We start from the raw sequence: 21479 nt of genomic DNA on the forward strand, positions 1-21479 counted from the left end.
CTTCGCAAGGCTCACCGACTCCGCCGCGTCCACCGGCTCCGGCGACACTTCCGCGTCATCCGACACCGGCACCGGCGACGAAGCAGCCGCCGACTTGGACTTCTTGCGCCGCCCCATCGGACTCGACCGGCGCACCACCGGCGCAGCGGATCGCTCGCCGGCGGCGCCCTGGTCAGCCGCGCCTGCTTCTGCCGAAGTGTCGTCTACGGAATCGTCGTCTGGGGAGTTCAGGACTCCACCGTCTTCGTGATCAGTTCGTACCATTGCTTCTTCTGACCCTTCGACGTCTGGTTCGCATTCGTCGTGTAGGTCTTTCCATCGGGACCAATAAATTTGCCTGTCTCGGGGTCGTACGTCGTTCCGTACACCGCCGGAGCAGGGTCGTAGTCCGTGGGCGTACCCGGGACCACATGTGCCGCCGGCTGCCTGGGCAGGTCGGTTCCGGGGAAACCGTTCGGAAGCGCAACGTTGTCCCTGTTGGACTGCTTGAAACCGGTCCGACACTCCTCCGGCGTCGGGCCACGACGGCCAGGGTACTCGATGCACGGGAAGTTACGCGCGCCGCGGACCGCCGCTTGCGCATCCTGCGGCAGGCGACACAGCAGGCCCGACGGCAGATCGCGAGCGTCCTGCTCCGACGGGAAGCGCCACTCCGGCGCCGGGACGAAGCCGACCGTGCAGGTCGGCGGATCCTGGAACCCGAGCCCGAAGTTCACGTTCGGTCCGTGCCGGTTGGATCCGGAGTTGATGGCAGTGATCAGCGCCGACAGAACGCGCGGATACAGCACGATGGTCTGCTTCAGGTTCGGCAGATACACCGCCTGGGTACGAGCCGCCACCTGAAGATTCGAGATAGCCAGCGGGAACGAGACGTTCATGTCCTCGAACAACTGCTGGCTCTGCGCCGCGACATTGGGACCGCGCTCGAGAACCTGGCTGATGTCCGGCCGACTGGCTCGCAGCTGGTCGGTGACTCGGGTCAGATTCTTGGTCCAGGCACGGATGGAGTCCGCGCTCCGGGTCTGCGTCGCCAGCAGCGGTCCGGCTTCGTCGACGAGATCGATCACCGTGTCGACGTTCTTGTCCAGCTCACCGACAAACAGGGTCATCGAGTCCATCAGCCGCTGCAGATCCTGCCCGGTCCCGTTGAACGCTAGGAACGCCTCGTCCATCACCGCGCGAACCTTGGTGTTGTTGACCTGGTTCAAGAGTGCGTCGGCTTGATCGAGCATCGAGGAGATCTCGACCGGCACGTCCTCGGACTCCACGACGGAACCGTTGTGCAGGTTGGAGTCGGCCGGCTTCTTCGGCGGTGTGAACTCGACGAACTGCTCGCCGACCGCCGAAACGCTGCGCACCGAGGCCGCGGAGTTCGACGGGATCTTGATGTCGGAATTGATCCGCATCTCAGTCGCCACGCCGGTCGGCGTCAGATTGACTCCGACAACCTTGCCGACGTTGACGCCGCGGAAGCTGACGTTGGCGTTCTCGTAGATGCCGCCGGTGGTCGGAGTCTCGAGCGTGACGTGATAGCTACCGACGCCGAACATCTTCGGCAGCTGGATGTAGAAGATCGCCATTGCCGTCATGGCGACCACCGTGACGATGCTGAAGATGATCAACTGCATCCGGACAAAGCGTGTGATCTTCATCAGTTTCCGCCCTTCGGAAGCAGATCGAGCAGCGACGGGTTGCCCGGGTTGCTCTGCTTCTTCTGCTTGACGCCCTTGTCCTGCGGCGCCTTGTACGGGTTCGCGCCGCCGCGGGCGTTACCCGCGGGCTTGCCGGCCGCGACCTCGGGTCCAACGGTGCTCACCGACGCCACCAAGGTCTTGTTGAGACGACTCCAGGTGAGGTCCAGGACCAGGTCGGAGTTGACGTAGTCGCCCTTCACGATTGTCGGGATCTTCTCCTCGACGAACGGAAAGGTCAGCAGGATGCGCAGGGAATCCGACAGGGCGGGCCCGGTCATCGACAGCTGTTCCAGCAGTGCCGCCATGTTGGGGACGATCACCTTGATGTCGTCGCTGTTCTTCCGCAGCACCTGGTTCGCGGTGGCCGACAGCTTGCCGACACTGTCGAGTGCGCTGGTCAAGTTTTTGCGCTGATCCACCAACAGTTGCAGAATCTGCGGCCCGCTCTCGAGCGCCCGCTCGATGGTCGGCGTCTGGGCGTTCATGGTGGCCGACAGTCGGTCGAGCCCCTCCATGGCGCTGATGATGTTGCCGGTCTGCTTATTCAGATCCGTCACCAGCGTGTTCAGCCGCGGAATCAGCTTCTTGAGGGTGTCCTCGTTGCCGCCGAACACCTCGCTCAGCTCATGGGCGACGTCTCCTAGCTGCGACAGTCCGCCGCCGTTCAGCACCACTGACAACGAGCTCAGCACCTGCTCGGTAGTCGGATACATGCAGGGATCGATGGTCTGCGCCGACGTGATGCCGGGGACCTTCTTGGCATCCGTCTGCGGGAGATTCTGCTGGTCCGGGCAGTTGGGCAGGGACAATGCTCCGCCCGGTCCGACATACTTGCCCGTCGTCTTCTCCGGCGGGACGATCGCGATGTGCGACGATCCGAGCACGCTGGTCATGCCGATCATCGCGTGCGAGCCGACCGGCACTTTGACGCCGGCCTCGATTCGCATCGTCACCTTGGCCGCCCAGTCGTCGATGACGATGTCGCCGATACTGCCGACGGTCGCGTCGTTCATCATCACCGGCGCATTTCGCACCAGGCCTGCTGCCGACGGAATCCGCGCGGTGATCTGGTAGGCGTCCGAACCGGTGCCTGCCGCACCGACTGCCGACACGGTCGAGATCGTGTTAGCACTGCAGCCGACTGTCACCGGGACCAGGAGCAGCGTCGCCGCAGCCAGGCCCGCAACCATCTTCTTCGACCTCATCAGCCTTCACCTCCGAACGGCACCAGCAGCTTGGTCAGCGGGTCTGGCATGGCGGCGCGGGACTCCGCGTCACGCTCCCGGACGCCTGCCTGAGCGCGTGCCTTGACGCTCGCGTTCTGATAGGTGATCTGGTCCGGCCTGGCCGCGCGACCGATCACCGGGTTGGACATGAACGGCGGGTAGTTCACGATCAGGTCCTTGAAAACAGGCGCCAACAGATCGACGCACTGTTCGATGTCCTTCTCGGTGTCGCCGGGACGGTTGGTCGAGGCCATGGTTCCGCAGAGCAACGAGATCAGGTTGTTGCCCATGCCGAGGCCGAACACGCCGTCCAGCGAACCGGTCAGCGGGTTGTAGATGTTGAAGAAGTTGGCGAGCTGATTCGGGGCCGAGTGCAACAGACCGCGCAGTTGCTCGTCCTTCCGCTTCAGCGTGCCCGTCATCTGTGCCAGCTTCTCCATCGTGGTGGAGACGGTGCTGCTGTTGCGGCCCAGGAAGCCTTCGAGCTCGCCGATGGCCTCGTTGAGGTTGGTCATCGCGTCGCCGAGGTCGTCGCTGCTGTCGGACAGCACGCTGCTGACGCTCGCCATGCGACCGTTGAACTGCACCAGCTGCTCGTGGCTCGTCGAGAGCTCGTCGGTCAGCTTCTGCAGGCTCTTGATGGTCGCGAACACATCGCCGCGGTTGTCGGCCAAGGTGCCCATGACGCGCGACATCTGGGTGATCGACTCGGCCATCGCCTTGCCGTTCCCGTTGAGGTTCTTGTCCATCACATCGATGGCATCAGCGGCAGTACCCGGATCGGTGCCCTTGGGCCCGACCGCAGTCGTCAGCTCATCCAGCTGTGCCTTGACGTCGTCCCATTCCATCGGAATGGCGGTGCGCTCCATCGGGATCACGGCGCCGTCGTCGAGTTCGTTGCCCGCGGCGTACACCGGCGTCAGCTGAATGAACCGACCGGAGACCAGAGACTGCGCCACGATGACCGCACGAGCGTCCGCAGGAATCGGTGTCTCGTCATCGATGCGCATCGTGACCTTGACGTCGCCGCTGCGCGGCTCGATCCCGGTCACGCTGCCGATCTGTACACCGATCACTCGTACCGGGTCACCGGTGTACAGACCCGTCACCGACGGGAAGTACGCGATGACATTTCGTGTGGTGGCCTTCTGGACGCCGATGAACACGGTGGCGGCCAGCACAATCAGCGCCACCGCGACAGCCACGCCGACCCAGACGCGTTTAGAGATGCTCACGTCAGTCCGTCCCATATCGTTCGCTCGGCTTCAGGTCGTTGTTGTTCTGCGGCCGCTGCGGAATCGGCGTCGGGTAGGCGTCGTCGGGCTTCGGTCGGCTCACGTCCGGTGTCCCGGCGTCCGGGCCCCGCTCCCAGTTCTTCGGGAAGAGTGGGTTGCCCGAGAACTCGTAGAAGTAGCGTGCGGCTTCGGGATACTTGCGCTGCAGGACCTTCATGAAGGAGCCGAAGTAGTCGCCGAAGGTCGGGATGCCGACCAGCGATGAGAAGTACGGTCCGGAGCTCACGGCCTCGCCGAGGATGTTTGCGTACGGGCCGAGCTCATCGATCGCCTTGCCGAAGTTCTCCTCGTTGTCGTTCAGGATGTCGAGGACACCGTTGAACTTCTCGAGAACCGGCTTGAGCTGCTCGTTGTTGTCTTCGACGAACCCGGTGAGCTCCGCCGTCACATCGCGCGTGCCCTTGATGATCTGGCGCAGCGCCTCACGGCGCATGTTGAGCTCGCCGAGGAGAGCGTTGGCGTCCACCAACATCTGCCGGATCTGGTCGCTGCGCTGACCGACGATCTCGGTGACTCCGCGCGCACGACGCAGCAGGTCGTTGAGAGCGTTGTCGCGGTCGGCGATCGCCTTCGACAGCTTGCCGACGCCTTCCACGGCGCCGCCCACGTTGGCGGGAGTCTTCGAGAAGGTCTCAGTGAGCGTCTCGAGCGCCTTGTTCAGCTGATCGGTGTCGGTCTTGTCCAGGGTGCTGGTCGCGTCTTCAAGCGCGTCCGTCATCGAGTACGGCGACACGGTGGAATCGACCGGGATCGATCCGCCGGGCTTGATACGGTCGGTGCCGATCGGGGTGATCGTCAGATTCCGGCGGCCAAGGACAGTTTCGGTCTTGATGGCGGCGCGGGTTCGATCGCCCATCTCGACGGTGTCGTTGAGCCGGAAGTTGACCTTCGCCTTGAGCCCGTCGTCGCCGTTCTCCAGGGAGATGCCTTCGACGGTTCCGACCTGCACACCGGCGATCATCACGACGTCGCCGACCACCAGGCCGCCTGCGTCTTCGAAGTAGGCGTCGTAGGTGCTGATCTGCGACAGGTAGGGCAGGCGATCCATCTGCATCGCCATGATGACGACCATCGCGGTGATCAGGGCACCGATGATGCCGACCTGATACTTGGGCCGCCCGGCCCGTGCGAACGGCTTGTCCGGCGTCGGGATCTCCGTGGTCGGATCCGACTCGGGATTCTGGTTCTCGCTCAACTCGCGCACCTCCCGCCGGCCTTGGTCTTATCGCCCATCACATCGATGGAAGTGAAGTAGTACTGGGTGTTCCCGGGGCCCGGCATCAGCAGGCGGATGCGGCAGAAGTAGATCTGCAGCCAGGCGCCGTAACTGCCGAGGTTCGACAGCATCTTGAAGTCGCCGGGGAGCCTGCCGAGCAGGTTCCGGATGAAGTCTTCGCCCTTCAACGCCTCCTCGCTGGTGCGCCCGAGTGCGGTGATCGACTTCTTCAGATCGGGCCGGACCACGTTCATCAGGCTCGCGAGACCGGTGGTGGCCTCCGCCGCCTGAGTGATCGAGTTACCGATTACCTCGCGGTCTTCGGACAGCCCCGAGATCAACTGCTGCATGCGGTCGACGCTCTGATCGAGACCCTGGTGGTCAGCTTCGAGCGTGCCGAGGGTTCGGTTCAGGTTGTCGATGACGCTGCCGATCAGCTCATCGCGGTCGGCGATGGTCTCGGTGAACTCCGCGGTGTTGGCGAGCAGGTTGTTGAGACCCGCGCCCTGGCCCTGGAAGATCGCGATCAACGCCGACGACAACTCATTGACCTCTTTCGCGTCGAGCGTCCGGAAGAGGGGCTTGAAGCCGCCGAGCAGGTTGTCGAGGTCGAGAGCGGGCTCGGTCTGCGACAGCGGGATCTCGTCGCCCGGCTCCAGCGTCTTGCCGACCGGGCCGGTGCCCGGCTGCAGTTCGAGGTACCGGTCGCCGGTGAGGTTCTGGTAGCGGATCAGCGCCTGGGCCGAGGTCGGCAGACGATAATTGTCGTTGACGCTGAACGTGATGCGGGCTTCGCTGTCACGCGTCAGCTCCACGGAGCTGACGCTGCCGACGTCGACGCCTGCGATCTTGACGACGCTGCCGTTCTTCAGCGCCGAGGCGCTGCTGAAGATCGCCGTGTAGTCGTTGCTGCTGCCGCCCTGGTATCGGCTGAACACCAGCACCAGGCCGACAAGCACCAACATCATGGTGACTGCGAAAGCGCCCAGCTTGATGACGGTCGCGCGGAACGCGCGTGCGCGGCTATCCACGAGGGGTACCTCCAAACAGCAGCTGGAAGAGCTTGCGCGACTCCACCTTCGGGGTGGTGCGCGGCTGGTACGGCGTATCGGCGTTGTCGATCACGTAGAAGGGGACGTGCTCCTTCGACTCGACATTCGTCAGGCCACCCTGGCAGGTGGGCGGGCCGTCGCCGCGAACCTCGGGGAGATCGCCCGGGTACTCGTACGGGTCCTGGCCCGGAATCAGGCCGGCGTCCAGGAGCAGCATGCCATTGCGGCCGCCCATGAGCGGCGTCGCGATGTCGACGGCCTTGGACGCGGCAATGACGAAGCATCGGAGGCCGGGTGCCTGCCTGCCGAGGAGCGCGGTGACCGGATTCAGGTCGGTCAAGGTAGCCATCAGGTCCTTCTTCGACCGGGAGAGCACACCGTTGATGGTGTTGCCCATGCCGGTGACGTTGATCAGCAACGAGTCGAGGTTCGCCGCGTTGTCCACGAAGGTGTTGCCCACGAGGGTGGCGTTGTCGACCACGCGCATCAGATCGGGCATCGCGTCGGCGTACACGTTGGTGACGCCGGCGGCTTCTTCGAGGAGGCGGTTGAGTTCCGGGAGGTGCGGGTTGGTCTTGCCGAGCACGTCGGTGAGCTGGACCAGCGCGTTGCCGATCTCCTTGCCGCGACCCGACAGCGCTTCATCAACCGCACCGAGGGTGATGTTGAGCTTGTCCGGCTGGAGCTCAGCCAGCACATTCACCAATTGCTGGTAGACGGTGTTGAGTTCGACGACCACGTGATCGGCCTCGATGACCGAACCCTTGCCGAGCTCGCCCTCGGCACCGGTCTCCGGGATCACCAGGTTGACCGCCTTGGCGCCGAAGATGGTGTTGGACTTGATGTCTGCACGCACGTTGGCCGGCACCTGATTCAAGGTGCTGGTCGCCATGTCGAGCTTCAGCTGGGCGCGGTCACCGTCGGTGGTCACCGAGACCACGCGTCCGACCTCCACGCCACGCAGCTTCACCTTGGCGTCCGGGCTCATGACCAGACCGGCGCGAGGCGCGTACAGCGTGACAGGGGTGGTGTCCTTGAACCAGCCCAGGAACTGGCCCGACGCGAGCGCGACGATGCCGATCAGGAGTCCGACCATGATCAGGGCCGCGATCTTGCGCGTGCCGTCGCGGTAACCGATATTGCTCTTCTTCGCCATCGGATCAGCCCGCCAAGTTGAACTGGCCGTCGGCGCCGTAGATCGCCAGCGACGTGAGGAGGGTGATCACGACGACCACCACGAGGGACGAGCGGACCGCGTTGCCGACGGCCACGCCGACGCCGACCGGACCGCCGGAAGCGTTGAATCCGTAGTACGTGTGGATCAGCATGACGGCCACGGCCATGCAGATGGCCTGGACGAACGACCACAGGATGTCCGACGGAATCAAGAACGTCGAGAAGTAGTGGTCGTAGACACCCGACGACTGTCCGTACAGGAAGACCGTCGCGAATCGACTTGCCAGGAACGACGCGAGCGCAGCCAGCGAGTACAGCGGGATGATCGCCACGAGGCCTGCGACGATGCGCGTGCTCACCAGATAGGGAACCGACGCGATGGCCATCACCTCGAGCGCATCGATCTCCTCCGACACACGCATGGCGCCCAACTGCGCCGTCGCACCGGCGCCGATGGTGGCGGCCAGAGCGATACCGGCGATGACCGGAACCGCGATGCGGACGTTGATGAATGCAGAGAAGAAGCCCGTGAGCGCTTCGACGCCGATGTTGGCGAGCGAGTTGTAACCCTGGACGGCGATGGTGCCGCCGGTGAAGAGGGTCAGGAAGCCGACCACGACGACGGTGCCGCCGATCATGGCGAGGGCACCCGTGCCCATGGAGATCTCTGCGATCAGTCGCAGCGTCTCCTTCTTATATAGGCGCAGCGCGCGCGGGATCGAGATGATGGCATCCCAGTAGAAAAGAGCCTGGTCGCCGATCTTGTTCCAGTCTTCGCCTGCGCGCTTGAGCGCGACGCGGGCAGTAAGCAGCCTTGTAGTACCTGGCAGGACCATCAATTATCCCATCGTCGCCTTGAGACCGACCGCCGTGACGACCACGTTCACAACGAACAGCGCCATGAAGGAGTAGACGACAGTCTCATTGACGGCGTCACCGACGCCCTTGGCTCCGCCCTTCACGTTGAGGCCGCGGTAGCAGCCGACCAGACCGGCGAAGAGACCGAAGAGCGCGGCCTTGATCATCGAGATGACGAGTTCGCCGAGACCGGTGAGGAGCGTGAGGTTGGCGATGAAGGCGCCGGGATTCACGTCCTGCAGGTAGACCGAGAAGATGAAGCCGCCCGCGATACCGATGGTGCAGACCAGGCTGTTGAGAAGCAGGGCCACGCCGGTCGACGCGATCACCCGCGGAACCACCAGTCGATGCACGGGATTGATGCCGAGCACCTCGAGAGCATCGATCTCTTCGCGAATGGTTCGCGCGCCGAGGTCGGCGCAGATGGCCGTCGCACCGGCGCCGGCCACGATGAGCACGGTGACGATGGGGCCGATCTGAGTGATGGTGCCGAGTGCGGCGCCGGCACCCGAGAGGTCCTGCGCACCGATCTCACGGAGCAGGATGTTCAGCGTGAAGCTCACCAACACCGTGAACGGGATGGCGACCAGCAGCGTCGGGACCAGCGAGACGCGGGCGATAGCCCACGACTGCTCCACGGTCTCCCGCCACTGAAAAGGCCGCCGAAAAAGTTCTCGAGCGGATTCCACCCCCAGGGAGACGAATTCCCCTACGCCATTCATGGGGGCTGCGAGTTTACTCGACAAGGCCCCTCCTCCCGCTCCGATGCTGGCAACCTACCATGTACGCAAAATTGTGCTCGGCGTTACACGCTCAGCCGACACACTGTAGATATCTTTTCGCTAATCCATCAAATCCGACGCCGAGAACGTGCCGCGTTCCCCGGTTGCGAAGTATTCGGACACCGCACTGCCAAGGGTCTCCGGCGACCATTGGTCGCCGTCCGCGGCGAATACTTCCTGGACCTTCGGCGCGGCCATCAGGCTGACCTTGGGGCCGTACACCACGAAGATCTGTCCCGTGACGTCCTGGGCGGCCGGGCTCGCCAGGTAGCGGACGAGGGTCACCACGTGCTCGGGCGACAACGGGTCCACGGCGTCTTCGGGCGCATCGCCGAAGACGTCGGCGGTCATCGCGGTGCGAGCGCGCGGGCAGATGGCGTTGGCGGTGGCGCCGTACCGGGCCAGCGCGCGGCTGGCCGAGACAGTCAGCATCGAGATGCCGGCTTTGGCCGCCGAGTAATTGGCCTGACCCGCTCCGCCGAGCAGCGCCGCCTCGGACGAGGTGTTGATGAGCCGGCCGTACACCGGAGCCCCCGCGGCCTTCGACTCGGCGCGCCAGTGTGCTGCCGCATTGCGGTTCAGCAGGAAGTGTCCGCGCAGGTGCACGCGCTGAACCAGATCCCACTGATCGTCGGTCATGTTGAAGAGCATTGCGTCGCGGGTGATCCCGGCATTGCTCATCACCACGTGCAGGCCGCCGAGATCCTCGGTCGCCACGCGCATGATCTCGGTCGCGGTCGCCGAATCGGAGATGTCGCCTGCCACCGGAACAGCCTTGCCGCCCAGTGAGGCGATCTCGTCGAAGACATCGCTGGCGTCGAGCGCCTGCTGCAGATCGTTCACGATCACAGTCGCCCCGTCACGCGCCAGGCCGATGGCCTCCGCGCGTCCGAGCCCGGCGCCCGCACCGGTGACTACTGCGACCCGGCCGTCCAACGATTCACTCACTTCGATCCCTTCGATCCGCCAAGACTAGAACCTGTTCTAACACAGATCGCCCCGAGTGGCGAACCGATCGGGAACTTTACCGTGTCAGTCTTCGGCGATCGACAGCGCCGACCGCGGGCAGCTGGCGACCACCTGGCGCATCTCTTCGCGGCGCGACTCGTCGACCTCTTCGGTGAGAATCACCAGGTAGTCGTTGTCGTCGAGCTCGAAAACGTCGGGTGCCATACCGACACAGACGGCGTTCGACTCGCACAGATCGAAATCGGCCTTGATTCGCATGAGTTTCTCCTCCACTGAAGAGCCCGGCCAGTTGACGGACTCCGCTCCTACACGTTAGAACGTGTTTCAATACTAGGGAAGCAGTATCGCGCCCCGATTGAAAAACAGCAACGGCGGGAGAGCCATGCAGATCGCCTACACGCAGGCACAAGAGCAGCTCCGGAGCGAGCTCCGCTCGTACTTCAAGGACCTCATGACTCCGGAGCGCCGCGCAGCACTCACCGGCGGCGACGGTGAGCTCGGCGAGGGCGACGCGTATCGCGACGTGGTCCGACAGATGGGCCAGGACGGTTGGCTCGCGCTGGGTTGGCCGACGGAGTACGGCGGCGCCAATCGGTCGATGATGGACCAGCTGATCTTCACCGATGAGGCTGCGATCGCGGGCGCGCCCGTCCCCTTTCTGACCATCAACTCCGTGGCGCCGACGATCATGCACTACGGCACCGACGAGCAGAAGAAGTTCTTCCTGCCGAAGATCGCCGCGGGCGACCTGCACTTCTCGATCGGTTACTCCGAGCCGGGCGCGGGCACCGACCTCGCGGCGCTGCGCACCACCGCCAACCGGGAAGGCGACGAATACGTCGTCAACGGCCAGAAGATGTGGACGTCGCTGATCCCCTACGCCGACTACGTGTGGCTGGCCTGCCGGACCGACCCGGAGGCGAGCAAGCACAAGGGCATCTCGATGCTGATCATGCCGACCACGGCCGAGGGCTTCTCGTACACGCCGGTCCACACCATGTCCGGCGTCGACACCAGCGCCACCTACTACCAGGACGTGCGCATCCCGGTGAAGAACCTGGTCGGCGAGGAGGGCGGCGGCTGGAGCCTGGTGACCAACCAGCTCAATCACGAGCGGGTGGCCCTGTGCAGCGCCGCGCCGATTCAGACCGCACTCCGCGAGACCCTCGCGTACGCGACCACCGAGGTGGACGGCCGTCGTCCCGCCGATCAGGCCTGGGTCCGCAGCAACCTCGCTCGCGTGCACGCCAAGGTGGAGTTCCTCAAGCTCGTCAACTGGAAGATCGCGTCGATCGCCGCGTCGGGCGGCTCGCCGTCGCCCGCCGACGCCTCGGCCACCAAGGTCTTCGGCACCGAGTTCGCCACCGAGGCCTACCGCCTGCTCATGGAGGTCGTCGGACCGGCGGCGACCCTGCGCGCAGGCAGCCCCGGCAGTCATCTGCTCGGCCGGCTGGAGCGATTCCAGCGCACCTCGCTGATCCTCACCTTCGGCGGCGGGACCAACGAGATCCAGCGCGACATCATCGGCATGCTCGCCCTCAAGCTTCCGCCCGCCCGCCGCTGACCCCGCCGCTGTATTAGTAAGGACGAACCCATGGATTTCACGCCCACCGAAGCAGCGGCCGACCTCGCCAAGCTCACCGCGGACATTCTCGCGCGGATCAGCCCGGCCGAGCGGGTCGCAGAGCTCGAAGCCGACCGCGCACCCATCGACCAGCGGCTGTGGACCGAGCTCGCGAACGCCGGTCTCCTCGGCCTCGCCGCACCCGAGTCGGTCGACGGCGCAGGGCTCACAACTCTCGAAACAGTAGCTGTCGCAACCGAACTGGGCCGTGGCCTGGCTCGAGTGCCGTACGGCGCGCATGCCATCGCCGGCGTTCCGCTGGTCGCCGAGCACGCGAGCGACGAGCTCTCGGGCCGCCTCCTCGAATCGCTGGTCTCCGGTAGCGCCGTCCTGACCGCCGCCGTCGAAGAGGACGGGAACTTCTCCGCACTCGCACCCCGCGTCACACTCACCGGAGGCGCGCTGCGCGGAGCCAAGGTCAACGTTCCCTACGCAACCGCGGCCGACGTGCTTCTGGTGACGGCCGAGGCCGCCAGCGGCGCCGTGGTGGCGGTCGTACCGACCGATCGCGACGGGGTCACCATCACCGAGACCGTCGCCACCGGCCTCTCCCCCGTCTTCACCGTGGAGTTCGACGGCGTCGCGGTCGCCGAGTCCGAGCTGCTCGGCGGCGGCCACGCCACCGTCGCGCAGGCCCTGGACCTGCTGCGCCTGGCGGTGTCCGCCGATCAGGCGGGAACGGTCGAGGCGGCCCTCGCCGCGACCGCCGAGTACGCCCGCGAGCGTGAACAGTTCTCGCGCCCGATCGGCTCGTTCCAGGCCGTCGCACAGCGGCTGGCCGACGGGTACATCGACGCGCAGGCGCTGTCGCTGACCGTCACCCAGGCCGCATGGCTGTTGTCCGGTCTGGCCGACGCCGAGCCGGGTGAGCCCACCGCAGCCATCGAGACCGCGAAGTTCTGGGCCACCGAGGCCGGGCACCGCGTCGCGCACACGGCGGTCCACGTGCACGGCGGCGTGGGCATCGACACCAGCCACCCGGTGCATCGGTACTTCCTGCGCGCCAAGCAGAACGAGTTCACCCTGGGCAGCTCGCCCGTCGTGCTCGACGAGCTGGGCGACCTTCTCACCGCGGAGCACTGAGGGATGACCGCCCCCGCAGCCGCCGTCACCGACGCCCGAACCCTCGCGGAGCTGCTGCCCGCGCTCGCCGGGGTCGACGACCGCGGCCTGTACTTCGAGGACGGGTTCACGTCCTGGCGTCAGCACATCGACGCCAGCGGTCGTCGAGCAACGGCGCTGCGGGGGCGGCTCGACCCCGATTGCCCGCCGCACATCGGCGTACTCCTGCCCAACGTGCCGGAGTTCAGCTATCTGTTCGGCGCTGCTGCGATGGGCGGATTCGTGCTCGTCGGACTCAACAGCACGCGGCGCGGCCAGGCCCTGGTCGACGACGTCCTCCGCTCCGACTGCCAGTTGGTCATCGTCTCCGACGAGACCGCCGAGCTCCTGCCGAACATCGAATCTGTGCCGACTCTCAACGTCGACGGCGAGGACTGGTCCCGGCTGATCGAAGGATCCGCACCGGTCCGGTACGTCGAGGGCGCGGTGCAGCCCGACGACCTGCTGATGCTGATCTTCACCTCGGGAACCACCGGGGACCCGAAAGCCGTCCGCTGCAGCCAGCGTAAGTTCGCCGCACCCGGAGTGATGCTGGCCGAGCGTTTCGGCATGGGCTCGGACGACGTCTCGTACCTCTCGATGCCGATGTTCCACTCCAACTCGATGGTTGCCGGCTGGTCGGTGACGGTCGCCGCGGGCGCGTCGATGGTCCTGCGAAAGAAGTTCTCCGCCAGCGGCTTCTGCGACGACGTCCGGCGCTACGGAATCACCTACGCCAACTACGTCGGGAAACCGCTGCACTACGTGCTCGCGACACCGGAGCGTCCCGACGACGCCGAAGTCTCCCTCCGCATCATGTACGGCAACGAGGCGAGTGCCGCGGACCGCGCGGAGTTCGCGCGGCGCTTCGGCGCCCGGGTGGTCGACGGGTTCGGTTCCACCGAAGCCGGCGTCTCCATCACCCGTACCCCCGACACTCCCGATGCCGCCCTCGGTCCGCTGCGGGAACCGAATGCCATCGTCGATCCGGATTCCGGCGAACCGACTCCGGTCGGCGAGATCGGCGAGATCGTGAACGCTTCGGGCCCGGGCCTTTTCGACGGCTACTACGGCGACGACGCCGCGACCGCCGAACGTCTGCGCGGCGGGATGTACCGCACCGGCGACCTCGGTTGGGTCGACGCGGACGGGTACGTGTACTTCGCCGGCCGCATCGGCGACTGGCTGCGTGTCGACGGCGAGAACCTCGGCACCCGCCCCATCGAGCAGATCCTGCTGCGTCACCCCCGTATTCGCGAGGCCACCGTCCTCGGTGTCCCGGCCGAGATCGGCGACACGGTCGGCGCCGTTCTGGTGGCACCCGGCCTCACCGAGGCGAGCCTGATCGAGTTCCTGCTCGCCCAAGCAGATCTCGGCCCCAAGCAGTGGCCGACAACGGTGTGGGTCACCGACGAGGTCCCGGAGACCGCGACCTTCAAGACCGCTCGCGCCGCCCTCACCGCATCGCTGGGCGAGCCGACCTGGCGGCCCACCCCCTAATCATCCGCGTAGTTCGCCGTCAGAAGCTGGATTGAGAATCCAGCTTCTGACGGCGACTTACGCGGATATGAGCGGGCGCAGCCCGACGGTTACGCCAAGGTCGCGTTCATTCGCGCGACCGCTTCCTTGTACTCCGCGACAAGACCGTCGACGAGGTCCTGGACCGGCGTGATCTCGTTGCAGCGACCGACGATCTGGCCCGCAGGCATCGCGACGACCTTCGGGTCGTCGGCTGCGGAGATGCGGGCGTGGGCCTCGCCCACCAGCAGATTCTGCAGCGGCATCGGCAGGGCGTCGGGCGCACCCGGCGCCTCCCACGCGTCGGTCCACGAGGTCTTGAGCAGACGTGCGGGCTTGCCCGAGTAGATCCGACTGCGGACCGTGTCGCGCGAGGTCGCGGCCAGCAGGGCCTGCTGGACGGTCGACGGCTGCCCCTCCTTGTGCGCGCCGAGGTTGTACTCGGCAGCGGTGAGCCAGTAGGTGCCCATCCAGACGCCCTGGGCGCCGAGAGCGATCGCGGCGGCGATCTGCCGACCACTGCCGACGCCGCCCGCAGCCAGCACCGGATTGTCACCAACCGCGTCGACCAGTTCGGGCCACAGCACCATCGACGCGACCTCACCGGTATGGCCACCGCCCTCGTACCCCTGCGCGATCACGATGTCGACGCCGGCGTGCAGATGACTCAGCGCATGATCCTTCGCGCCGGCGAGTGCTGCGACGGCGACGCCGTTGTCGTGAGCGATGTCGATGACGTCCTTCGGCGGCGAACCGAGGGCGTTGGCGATCAACTTGATCTGGCCGTACTTGCGGGTGTGCTCCATCGCGATGTCGACGTGCGAGCGAGCCACCGAGTGCAACCAGCCCAGAACACCGGTGTTGACGCGATCACCGCCGTCCGGCAGCTGCGGGACGCCGAGGTCGTCGAGCGTGCGCTCCACGAAGGCACGATGCTCCGGCGGAATCATCGTGTCGAGATCCATCTTCGAACCCTCGGTCGGGATCTTGGCGGGCATGACGACGTCGACGCCGAACGGCTTGCCGTCGGTGTTCTCGTGCATCCATTCCAGGACCGCGTCGAGCTCCTCCGGCTCGTTGAAACGAACGCAGCCCAGCACGCCGAGGCCGCCCGCGCGGCTGATGGCCGCAGCGACCTCTTCGCTGGGGGTGAAACCGAAGATCGGGTATTCGATCCCGAACCGTTCACACAATGGGGTCTTCATCAATGTCCTGTTCTTTGAGGGGAGAGCGTGGGTGTTTGAGGGGAAAGCGGGGGTCTTCGAGGGGAGATCAGTGAGCTTGGTCGGCGACGCGCGCCTCGGTGGTCTCGCGCGCCCAGCGATAGTCGGGCTTGCCCGCGGGCGAACGCTTCAGTTCGTCGACGAACCACACGCTGCGCGGACACTTGTAACCTGCGAGGTCGCGGCGAACGGTCTCGCCCAGGGACTCCAGGGTCGGACGCACGCCGTCGCGGACCTGCACCACGGCCGCCACGCGCTGCCCGAAGCGCTCGTCGGGAACTCCGACCACCACCGCGTCGAAGACCTCCGGGTGAGCCTTGAGCGCGGCCTCGACTTCCTCGGGGAAGACCTTCTCGCCGCCGGTGTTGATCGACATCGATCCGCGACCAAGCATGGTGATGGTGCCATCGGCCTCGATGGTCGCGGAGTCGCCCGGCATCGAGTAGCGAACGCCGTTGTAGACGACGAACGTCTCGGCCGACTTCTCCGGGGCGTTGTGATAGCGCAGCGGAATGTGGCCGGAACGCGCCAGTCGCCCCACCTCGCCGCTTCCCGGCTCCAGCAGGCGACCGTCCTCGGCGAGGACGTGCGTGTTCGGGTCGGCCTTGACGGTCGGGGCACCATGGCGATTCTGGCCCTTGGCGGCCATACCCATGCCGCCGAATCCCGTCTCCGATGAGCCGATCGCGTCGACGATGACCGCGTTCGGGAAGCGGTCGAGGTAGCGGTCTTTCACCGAGGGTGAGAACAGCGCTGCCGACGACGCCACCGAGACGACCGTCGAGACGTCGTAGTCGCCGGCCTCGAGGGCCTCGATCATCGGGCGGCCCATCGCATCGCCGGTGATGAAGACGACGTTCACGCCGTGCCGCTGCACCGCCTCCCACACCGCCGCGGCGTCGAAGTCCGGGTACACGACGGCCTTCCCGCCGGCGAAGAGCGACTGGAACACGGCCCACTGGCTGCCGCCGTGGATGAACGGCGGGATCGGGAAACGCACCAGCTGTCCGCCCTCGGCGCCGGTGCGCGCGTGCTCCCACTCGTCTTCGATCGGCCGCCCGGTGTACCAGTCGATGCCACCGCCCAGCACTCGCCACACGTCTTCCTGGCGCCAGACGACGCCCTTGGGCTTCCCCGTGGTTCCGCCGGTGTAGAGCATGTAGAGGTCGTCGTTGCTCCGAGGCTCGAACTCACGAGCAGTGGACGACGTCGCGATCGCGTCCTCATAACCGATGACATCCGGGTCGTCGTCGCCGCACGCGATCGCCGTGTCCGACCCGTCGTCGACGACGATCCGGAACGTGAGGTCGGTGTCGGCATTCGATAACACGTTGCAGACCCGCGGGGTGTACTGCCGCTCGTGGATCAGCACCTTCATCTGCGAGTCGACGAAGATGTGCTCGAGTTCGTTCTCGACATAGCGGTAGTTGACGTTCACCATCACCGCGCGCGCCTTGAAGATCGCGAGCATCGCTTCCACCGATTCGATGGTGTTTCTGCTGTACAGACCCACTGCGTCGCCCGGGCCGACGCCCAGTGACCGGAGCTTGTGGGCGATCGCGTTGGCACGCGCGTCCAACTCCGCATAAGTACGTGAGCGATCACCGGATTCCAACGCGATGCGCTCGGGCATGAGGTCGACGGCGTGCTCGAACAGGTCCGCAACTGTGAAGGCCATAGGTTAAAACTAGAACGTGTTACTGTTCGCGGCAAGGTATTCGTCGCACCAGGAGGAAAGATGACCGTCGAGAGCACCACTGCCGCCCCCGAATGTCTCGTCGAGAAGCGCGGGCATGTGCTCATCGTGACTATGAATCGCCCCCAGGCCCGGAACGCACTGTCCGGCCCGATGATGCGCATCATGGAGCAGGCCTGGGACCAGGTGGACACCGATCCCGACATCCGCGTCGCCATCCTGACCGGAGCCGGCGGCTACTTCTGCGCAGGAGCCGACCTCAAGGCGATGAACCAGTCGGCTCCGGGCGACTCGTTCGCGAAGGGTGGCTGGGACCTCACCAAGATGCCCGCACTCCTCAAAGGTCGGCGCCTCACCAAGCCGCTGATCGCGGCGGTCGAAGGTCCGGCCATCGCAGGCGGCACCGAGATCCTGCAGGGCACCGACATCCGGGTGGCCGCCGAGAGCGCGAAGTTCGGCGTCTCCGAAGCGAAGTGGGGCCTGTTCCCGCTGGGCGGCAGCGCCGTGCGCCTGGTCCGCCAGATTCCGTACACCATCGCCGCCGACATCCTGCTGACCGGCCGTCACATCACCGCCGCCGAGGCTAAGGAGTACGGCCTCGTCGGACACGTGGTGCCCGACGGATCAGCGCTGGACAAGGCCCTGGAGATCGCCGACCAGATCGCGGCCAACGGCCCGCTGGCGGTGCAGGCCATCCTCAAGACCATTCGCGACAGCGAGGGCATGCACGAGGAAGAGGCATTCAAGATCGACGCCGAACTCGGCGCCAAGGTGTTCCAGTCGAAGGACGCCAAGATCGGTCCGCGCGCCTTCGCCAACAAGGAGAAGCCGGAGTTCACCGGCGAGTAGCACCGGACCCGGCCAGAGACTCGAACGCCCCGCCTGCGAATACGCAGGCGGGGCGTCGTCGTCGAGGCACGCGGGGTGCGAGTCAGATCAGGCCGCCGCCGCACTCAGAGCAGAAAACGGCGCCCGCGGGATTCTGAGCCTGACACCCACCGCAGGCGCGCACCGCGGCCAACGCCGAACCGCAACTGCCGCAGAACTTTCCACCGGTAGTCTGCGCTTGGCAGCTCGGGCACCGCGGGATCGACTGCTGCGACACGTCGACACCGTCGATGAGCGAAGTGTTGCGCAGCGCCTCGCGCATCTGGTCTTGCCGAGCCTGCGCCTGCAACTGAGCCAACTGCTCAGCCTGGATCGGCGTGCAGCGAGCGCACTGCCCCACCGAGTCGTTCCAGCACACCTGCTCGCACACCCAGTCGCCGCAGCCGCGACACTGAACGAACTGCGGGGCGATATCAGTGACCGCTGCGCGCATCGCCGAGTCCTTCTCCGACGAGTTGGTGCCGCGGTCGAGCGCCTCGCTCGCCTGGTACGCGAGCGAACTTCCGCGCCCGCCGAGGAAGCTTCCCACGCCGCGAAGCAGTGCGCCGCCGGTCTTGCGCACGCTGCGACGGAACGCCGATCGGTAGCCGTTGCCGCAGCGCTCGCAACTGAACTCGAACTGGTAGCCGTCGCTGTTCGAGAGGTCGCGATAGTTGTCGGTGAAAGGGAGGGGGGAGGTCATGTCAGGGCCTTCCGGGGGAATCGGTTTGCTCGCATCGTAGCCAGCGACGACGGCGATCGACACTCGGGCCGCTCCATCGAGATCGACTGAACTGCAGTGGGACTCGTAGACTCGTCCAGAATTTTGAGGCCGCGGGCGGTACGGCGGCCGCCTCACGACCCCCTTGCCCTTCATAAAATTAGCGAGCACTCTCTAATACATGGATCTCGCCGAAGCCCAAGCCGTCCTGGAAGCACAGCCGTTCAGCCGATTGATCGACGCACGCATCAGTGCCGTCACCGACGAGCACGTGGTGCTCGAAGTACCCGTCGACGACAAGTTGCGTCAGCAGTACGGTCTCATCCACGGAGGCGTACTGGCCTACCTCGCCGACAACTCGCTCACCTACGCCGCGGCTCTCGCACTCGGCACCAGTGTCCTGACGAACGGCTTCACCATCGACTACGTCGCGGCCGCCCGCGACGGCGCATGCCTACGCGCCACCGCGTCGTTGATGCACGGCGGTCGACGGAAGGCCACTTCAAGGTGCGAGATCGAGATCGTGGCGGCCGACGGTACGGCCAAACTGTGTGCGGTGGCCATCGGATCAGCATTGCGCACCGAAGCCTGAGATGGGCCGGGCACCACGGTTCACCGCCGACCAGCTCCTCGACGCCGCTCTCGAAATCACCCTGGCCAAGGGGCCGGCCGCGGTGTCGATGACCGCTGTCGCCGCGTCGGTCGGCGCCCCGTCCGGCTCGATGTATCACCGGTTCGCCAACCGCGACGAGTTGATGGCGCAGCTGTGGCTGCGGACCATCACCGACTTTCAGGCGGGCCTGCTCGAGGCCCTCGAGCACCCCGACACCGCACTGGCGGCCGACGCCTGCCTCGATCACGTCTTCGGCTGGACCGACGCGCATCCCGAGCTCGCCCGGCTGATGCTGCTGTACAGCGCATCCGACATCGCCGCCGACTGGCCGGACACCCTCGCCGTGACATTGCACGCAGCCAACCATGGCGTTCGGGACGCGCTGGTCGAGTTCACGCAGCGACACTTCGGCAACACGGAGCGCGAATCCGTCGACCGCACCGTCTACGCATTGATCGATCTCCCGTACGCCGCCGTCCGGCGCCACCTCCCGAACGGTCGTCCGCGTCCGTGGCTGCGAACGTTCACCTACAACGCCGCGCATCGAGCGCTGGCGTTGACAAAAGCGACTTGAAACACTTTCATACGTTCATACGACAGACGGGGTACATCCACACCGAGGGGAAGATCCATGTCACGACACACTTCGAGTCGCCGTCCGCTCCGCACCCGAGTGGCCGCAACGGCCGTCGCACTGGGCGCCGTCGCCGCATCGGCGGCCATCACCCCGGGCGCCGCCGAAGCCGCGACCACCTATCCGCTCCACAACTGCCTCAACATCAGCCCGAACATCGTCGACGTGCCATACATGCCCTCGCGGGTGATCGTCTCGAAGTACCAGGACAACACCTACCTGACCATCGACTACACCAGCTACTGGATCGGCATCGGCTACGCCTCGGCCGTGCGCCTGGACTGGAAGAATCTGCAGACCGGGAAGACAGGCACCAGGTTTGTGCGCAGTCACGTCCGACCGCCCTACCAGGGAACTCACCAATTCCAGATTCCGACGGCCGCATTGGGTCCAGGCAAGGTGAAACTGACCATGAGCACCGTCAACAGCAACGCCCTGTGGGCCATCCCGGCGCGTAGTTGCAGCGGCACGATCGTCACGCCGTAGCCCCTGGCGTACCGCGATACGTACCGCCGATTGTCAGACCCCGAAACTTGTCAGACCCTGAAACTATGATCGAACGTAAGTTCGAGTTGGTTTCGAGTAGGGGGTGGCGTGATGGCAACGGCAACGATGGATCCGCGGGGTGGGGTCGGGGTTGGTTCAGCGACGACGGCAGCCTCGTCGGTGGAGGTGACCGATGAGGTGATCGTGATTCGGATTCCGCGGCCGGAGTCGGATGGTGCGCAGGGTTCGGAGGGGGCGTCGCTGTTGCGGTTCGCCGCGCATGCTGGGTCATTCGACGGGTTGGTGCTCTGGCACCGCTATCGGGCGGTCTACGGGTTGCTTGCTGCTCGGATCGCGGCCGAGGATGCGGCCGGGTCGGAGGGGGTGTTCACTCGCTATTTCGATGCGCTGTGTCAGGTCGCTGCTTCGTACGCGACGGTGGCCGGGGTGCGGCAGTGGACCGCTGAGCGGTTCGTGGAGGCGGCGCAGGCCTGTTTCGAGCGGATCCCGGCGGTCGGGCGGTTGTTGCGGGATGGTCTGCTGACCCCGGCGTGGTTTCGGCGGGCGGTGGAGCAGACCGCGTTGGTCGATGACGTGGAGTTGTTGGCGTTCATTGATGCGGAGATCGCGCATCGGTTGTCGACGATGGGTGGGTTGTCGGCGCGGCGGGTCGAGGACGCGGTCGCTGCGATCGTGGCTGAGCATGATCCGGATGCGGTCACGGTCAC

At 65.7% G+C, this 21479-nt stretch carries 21 protein-coding genes; 8 read left to right on the forward strand and 13 right to left on the reverse strand.

Translation table 11 applies throughout. The features are described from left to right. Nucleotides 1–227: 227 nt before the first annotated feature. From GX543_RS13355 to GX543_RS13400, 10 genes are all read right to left on the reverse strand, one after another. Entirely contained in the window at nucleotides 228–1652 is a 1425-nt protein-coding gene (locus GX543_RS13355; protein ID WP_290852515.1) for an MCE family protein, read from the reverse strand. Continuing rightward, complete coding sequence (locus GX543_RS13360; RefSeq protein WP_290852517.1) at nucleotides 1652–2899, reverse strand: MlaD family protein; 1248 nt, start codon at nucleotides 2897–2899, stop codon at nucleotides 1652–1654. Before GX543_RS13360 ends, GX543_RS13355 begins: the two co-directional genes overlap by 1 nt. Then, complete coding sequence (locus tag GX543_RS13365) at nucleotides 2899–4155, reverse strand: MCE family protein (RefSeq protein ID WP_290852519.1); 1257 nt, start codon at nucleotides 4153–4155, stop codon at nucleotides 2899–2901. The genes GX543_RS13360 and GX543_RS13365 overlap by 1 nt, the downstream gene beginning before the upstream one ends. A 1-nt stretch (nucleotide 4156) precedes the next feature. Next, on the reverse strand, nucleotides 4157–5368 hold the full coding sequence (locus GX543_RS13370; RefSeq protein ID WP_290852546.1) for an MCE family protein: 1212 nt from the start codon (nucleotides 5366–5368) through the stop codon (nucleotides 4157–4159). Between the two features lie 38 nt (nucleotides 5369–5406). Further along, nucleotides 5407–6462 (reverse strand): MCE family protein, encoded by a 1056-nt coding sequence (locus GX543_RS13375; RefSeq protein ID WP_290852521.1) that lies wholly within the window; start codon nucleotides 6460–6462, stop codon nucleotides 5407–5409. Next, nucleotides 6455–7639, reverse strand: a complete 1185-nt coding sequence (locus GX543_RS13380; protein WP_290852523.1) for an MCE family protein — start codon at nucleotides 7637–7639, stop codon at nucleotides 6455–6457. The genes GX543_RS13375 and GX543_RS13380 overlap by 8 nt, the downstream gene beginning before the upstream one ends. Nucleotides 7640–7643: 4 nt before the next feature. After that, nucleotides 7644–8495, reverse strand: a complete 852-nt coding sequence (locus tag GX543_RS13385) for an ABC transporter permease (protein WP_290852524.1) — start codon at nucleotides 8493–8495, stop codon at nucleotides 7644–7646. A gap of 3 nt (nucleotides 8496–8498) precedes the next feature. Next, complete coding sequence (locus tag GX543_RS13390) at nucleotides 8499–9263, reverse strand: ABC transporter permease (protein WP_290852526.1); 765 nt, start codon at nucleotides 9261–9263, stop codon at nucleotides 8499–8501. A gap of 96 nt (nucleotides 9264–9359) precedes the next feature. After that, nucleotides 9360–10247 carry a 3-oxoacyl-ACP reductase gene (locus GX543_RS13395; RefSeq protein WP_290852527.1) on the reverse strand — a complete coding sequence of 296 codons (888 nt, stop codon included), beginning with the start codon at nucleotides 10245–10247 and terminating at the stop codon, nucleotides 9360–9362. An 84-nt stretch (nucleotides 10248–10331) separates the two neighbouring features. Further along, the gene (locus tag GX543_RS13400) at nucleotides 10332–10526 is read right to left on the reverse strand and encodes a ferredoxin (protein ID WP_290852529.1); all 195 of its coding nucleotides are present in this window, start codon (nucleotides 10524–10526) and stop codon (nucleotides 10332–10334) included. A gap of 124 nt (nucleotides 10527–10650) precedes the next feature. Between GX543_RS13400 and GX543_RS13405 the strand changes: the two genes are divergently transcribed. The 3 genes from GX543_RS13405 to GX543_RS13415 are packed head-to-tail and all read left to right on the forward strand — an operon-like array spanning nucleotide 10651 to nucleotide 14493. Beyond that, nucleotides 10651–11832, forward strand: coding sequence for an acyl-CoA dehydrogenase family protein (locus GX543_RS13405; RefSeq protein WP_290852530.1), 1182 nt, complete (start codon nucleotides 10651–10653; stop codon nucleotides 11830–11832). A gap of 30 nt (nucleotides 11833–11862) precedes the next feature. Beyond that, the gene (locus GX543_RS13410; protein ID WP_290852531.1) at nucleotides 11863–12975 is read left to right on the forward strand and encodes an acyl-CoA dehydrogenase family protein; all 1113 of its coding nucleotides are present in this window, start codon (nucleotides 11863–11865) and stop codon (nucleotides 12973–12975) included. 3 nt (nucleotides 12976–12978) lie between these two features. After that, entirely contained in the window at nucleotides 12979–14493 is a 1515-nt protein-coding gene (locus GX543_RS13415; protein ID WP_290852532.1) for an AMP-binding protein, read from the forward strand. An 89-nt stretch (nucleotides 14494–14582) separates the two neighbouring features. Here the strand turns inward: GX543_RS13415 and GX543_RS13420 are convergent, their stop codons facing one another. After that, nucleotides 14583–15716 (reverse strand): nitronate monooxygenase family protein, encoded by a 1134-nt coding sequence (locus tag GX543_RS13420; protein WP_290852533.1) that lies wholly within the window; start codon nucleotides 15714–15716, stop codon nucleotides 14583–14585. A 67-nt stretch (nucleotides 15717–15783) separates the two neighbouring features. After that, a complete protein-coding gene (locus GX543_RS13425; RefSeq protein ID WP_290852535.1) occupies nucleotides 15784–17412 on the reverse strand; it encodes an acyl-CoA synthetase in 1629 nt (542 codons plus the stop codon). A 60-nt stretch (nucleotides 17413–17472) separates the two neighbouring features. Here GX543_RS13425 and GX543_RS13430 point away from each other — a divergent pair, with 60 nt between their 5' ends. After that, complete coding sequence (locus tag GX543_RS13430) at nucleotides 17473–18279, forward strand: crotonase/enoyl-CoA hydratase family protein (protein WP_290852537.1); 807 nt, start codon at nucleotides 17473–17475, stop codon at nucleotides 18277–18279. An 82-nt stretch (nucleotides 18280–18361) separates the two neighbouring features. Here GX543_RS13430 and GX543_RS13435 read toward each other — a convergent pair whose 3' ends face one another. Then, complete coding sequence (locus tag GX543_RS13435; protein WP_290852538.1) at nucleotides 18362–19000, reverse strand: zinc ribbon domain-containing protein; 639 nt, start codon at nucleotides 18998–19000, stop codon at nucleotides 18362–18364. A 199-nt stretch (nucleotides 19001–19199) separates the two neighbouring features. Here GX543_RS13435 and GX543_RS13440 point away from each other — a divergent pair, with 199 nt between their 5' ends. From GX543_RS13440 to GX543_RS13455, 4 genes are all read left to right on the forward strand, one after another. Next, nucleotides 19200–19610: a PaaI family thioesterase gene (locus GX543_RS13440; RefSeq protein WP_290852540.1), complete on the forward strand. Its 411-nt coding sequence runs from the start codon at nucleotides 19200–19202 to the stop codon at nucleotides 19608–19610. 1 nt (nucleotide 19611) lies between these two features. Further along, complete coding sequence (locus GX543_RS13445) at nucleotides 19612–20205, forward strand: TetR/AcrR family transcriptional regulator (RefSeq protein ID WP_290852542.1); 594 nt, start codon at nucleotides 19612–19614, stop codon at nucleotides 20203–20205. Nucleotides 20206–20262: 57 nt separating this feature from the next. Continuing rightward, nucleotides 20263–20751, forward strand: a complete 489-nt coding sequence (locus GX543_RS13450; RefSeq protein ID WP_290852544.1) for a hypothetical protein — start codon at nucleotides 20263–20265, stop codon at nucleotides 20749–20751. Nucleotides 20752–21015: 264 nt separating this feature from the next. Next, a partial coding sequence (locus GX543_RS13455) for a DUF222 domain-containing protein (RefSeq protein WP_366929079.1) occupies nucleotides 21016–21479 on the forward strand: 464 nt, incomplete at its 3' end.

It is taken from the genome of Gordonia sp. (in: high G+C Gram-positive bacteria) (assembly GCF_012515855.1).
In the GTDB taxonomy this organism is placed as follows: Bacteria; Actinomycetota; Actinomycetes; order Mycobacteriales; family Mycobacteriaceae; genus Gordonia.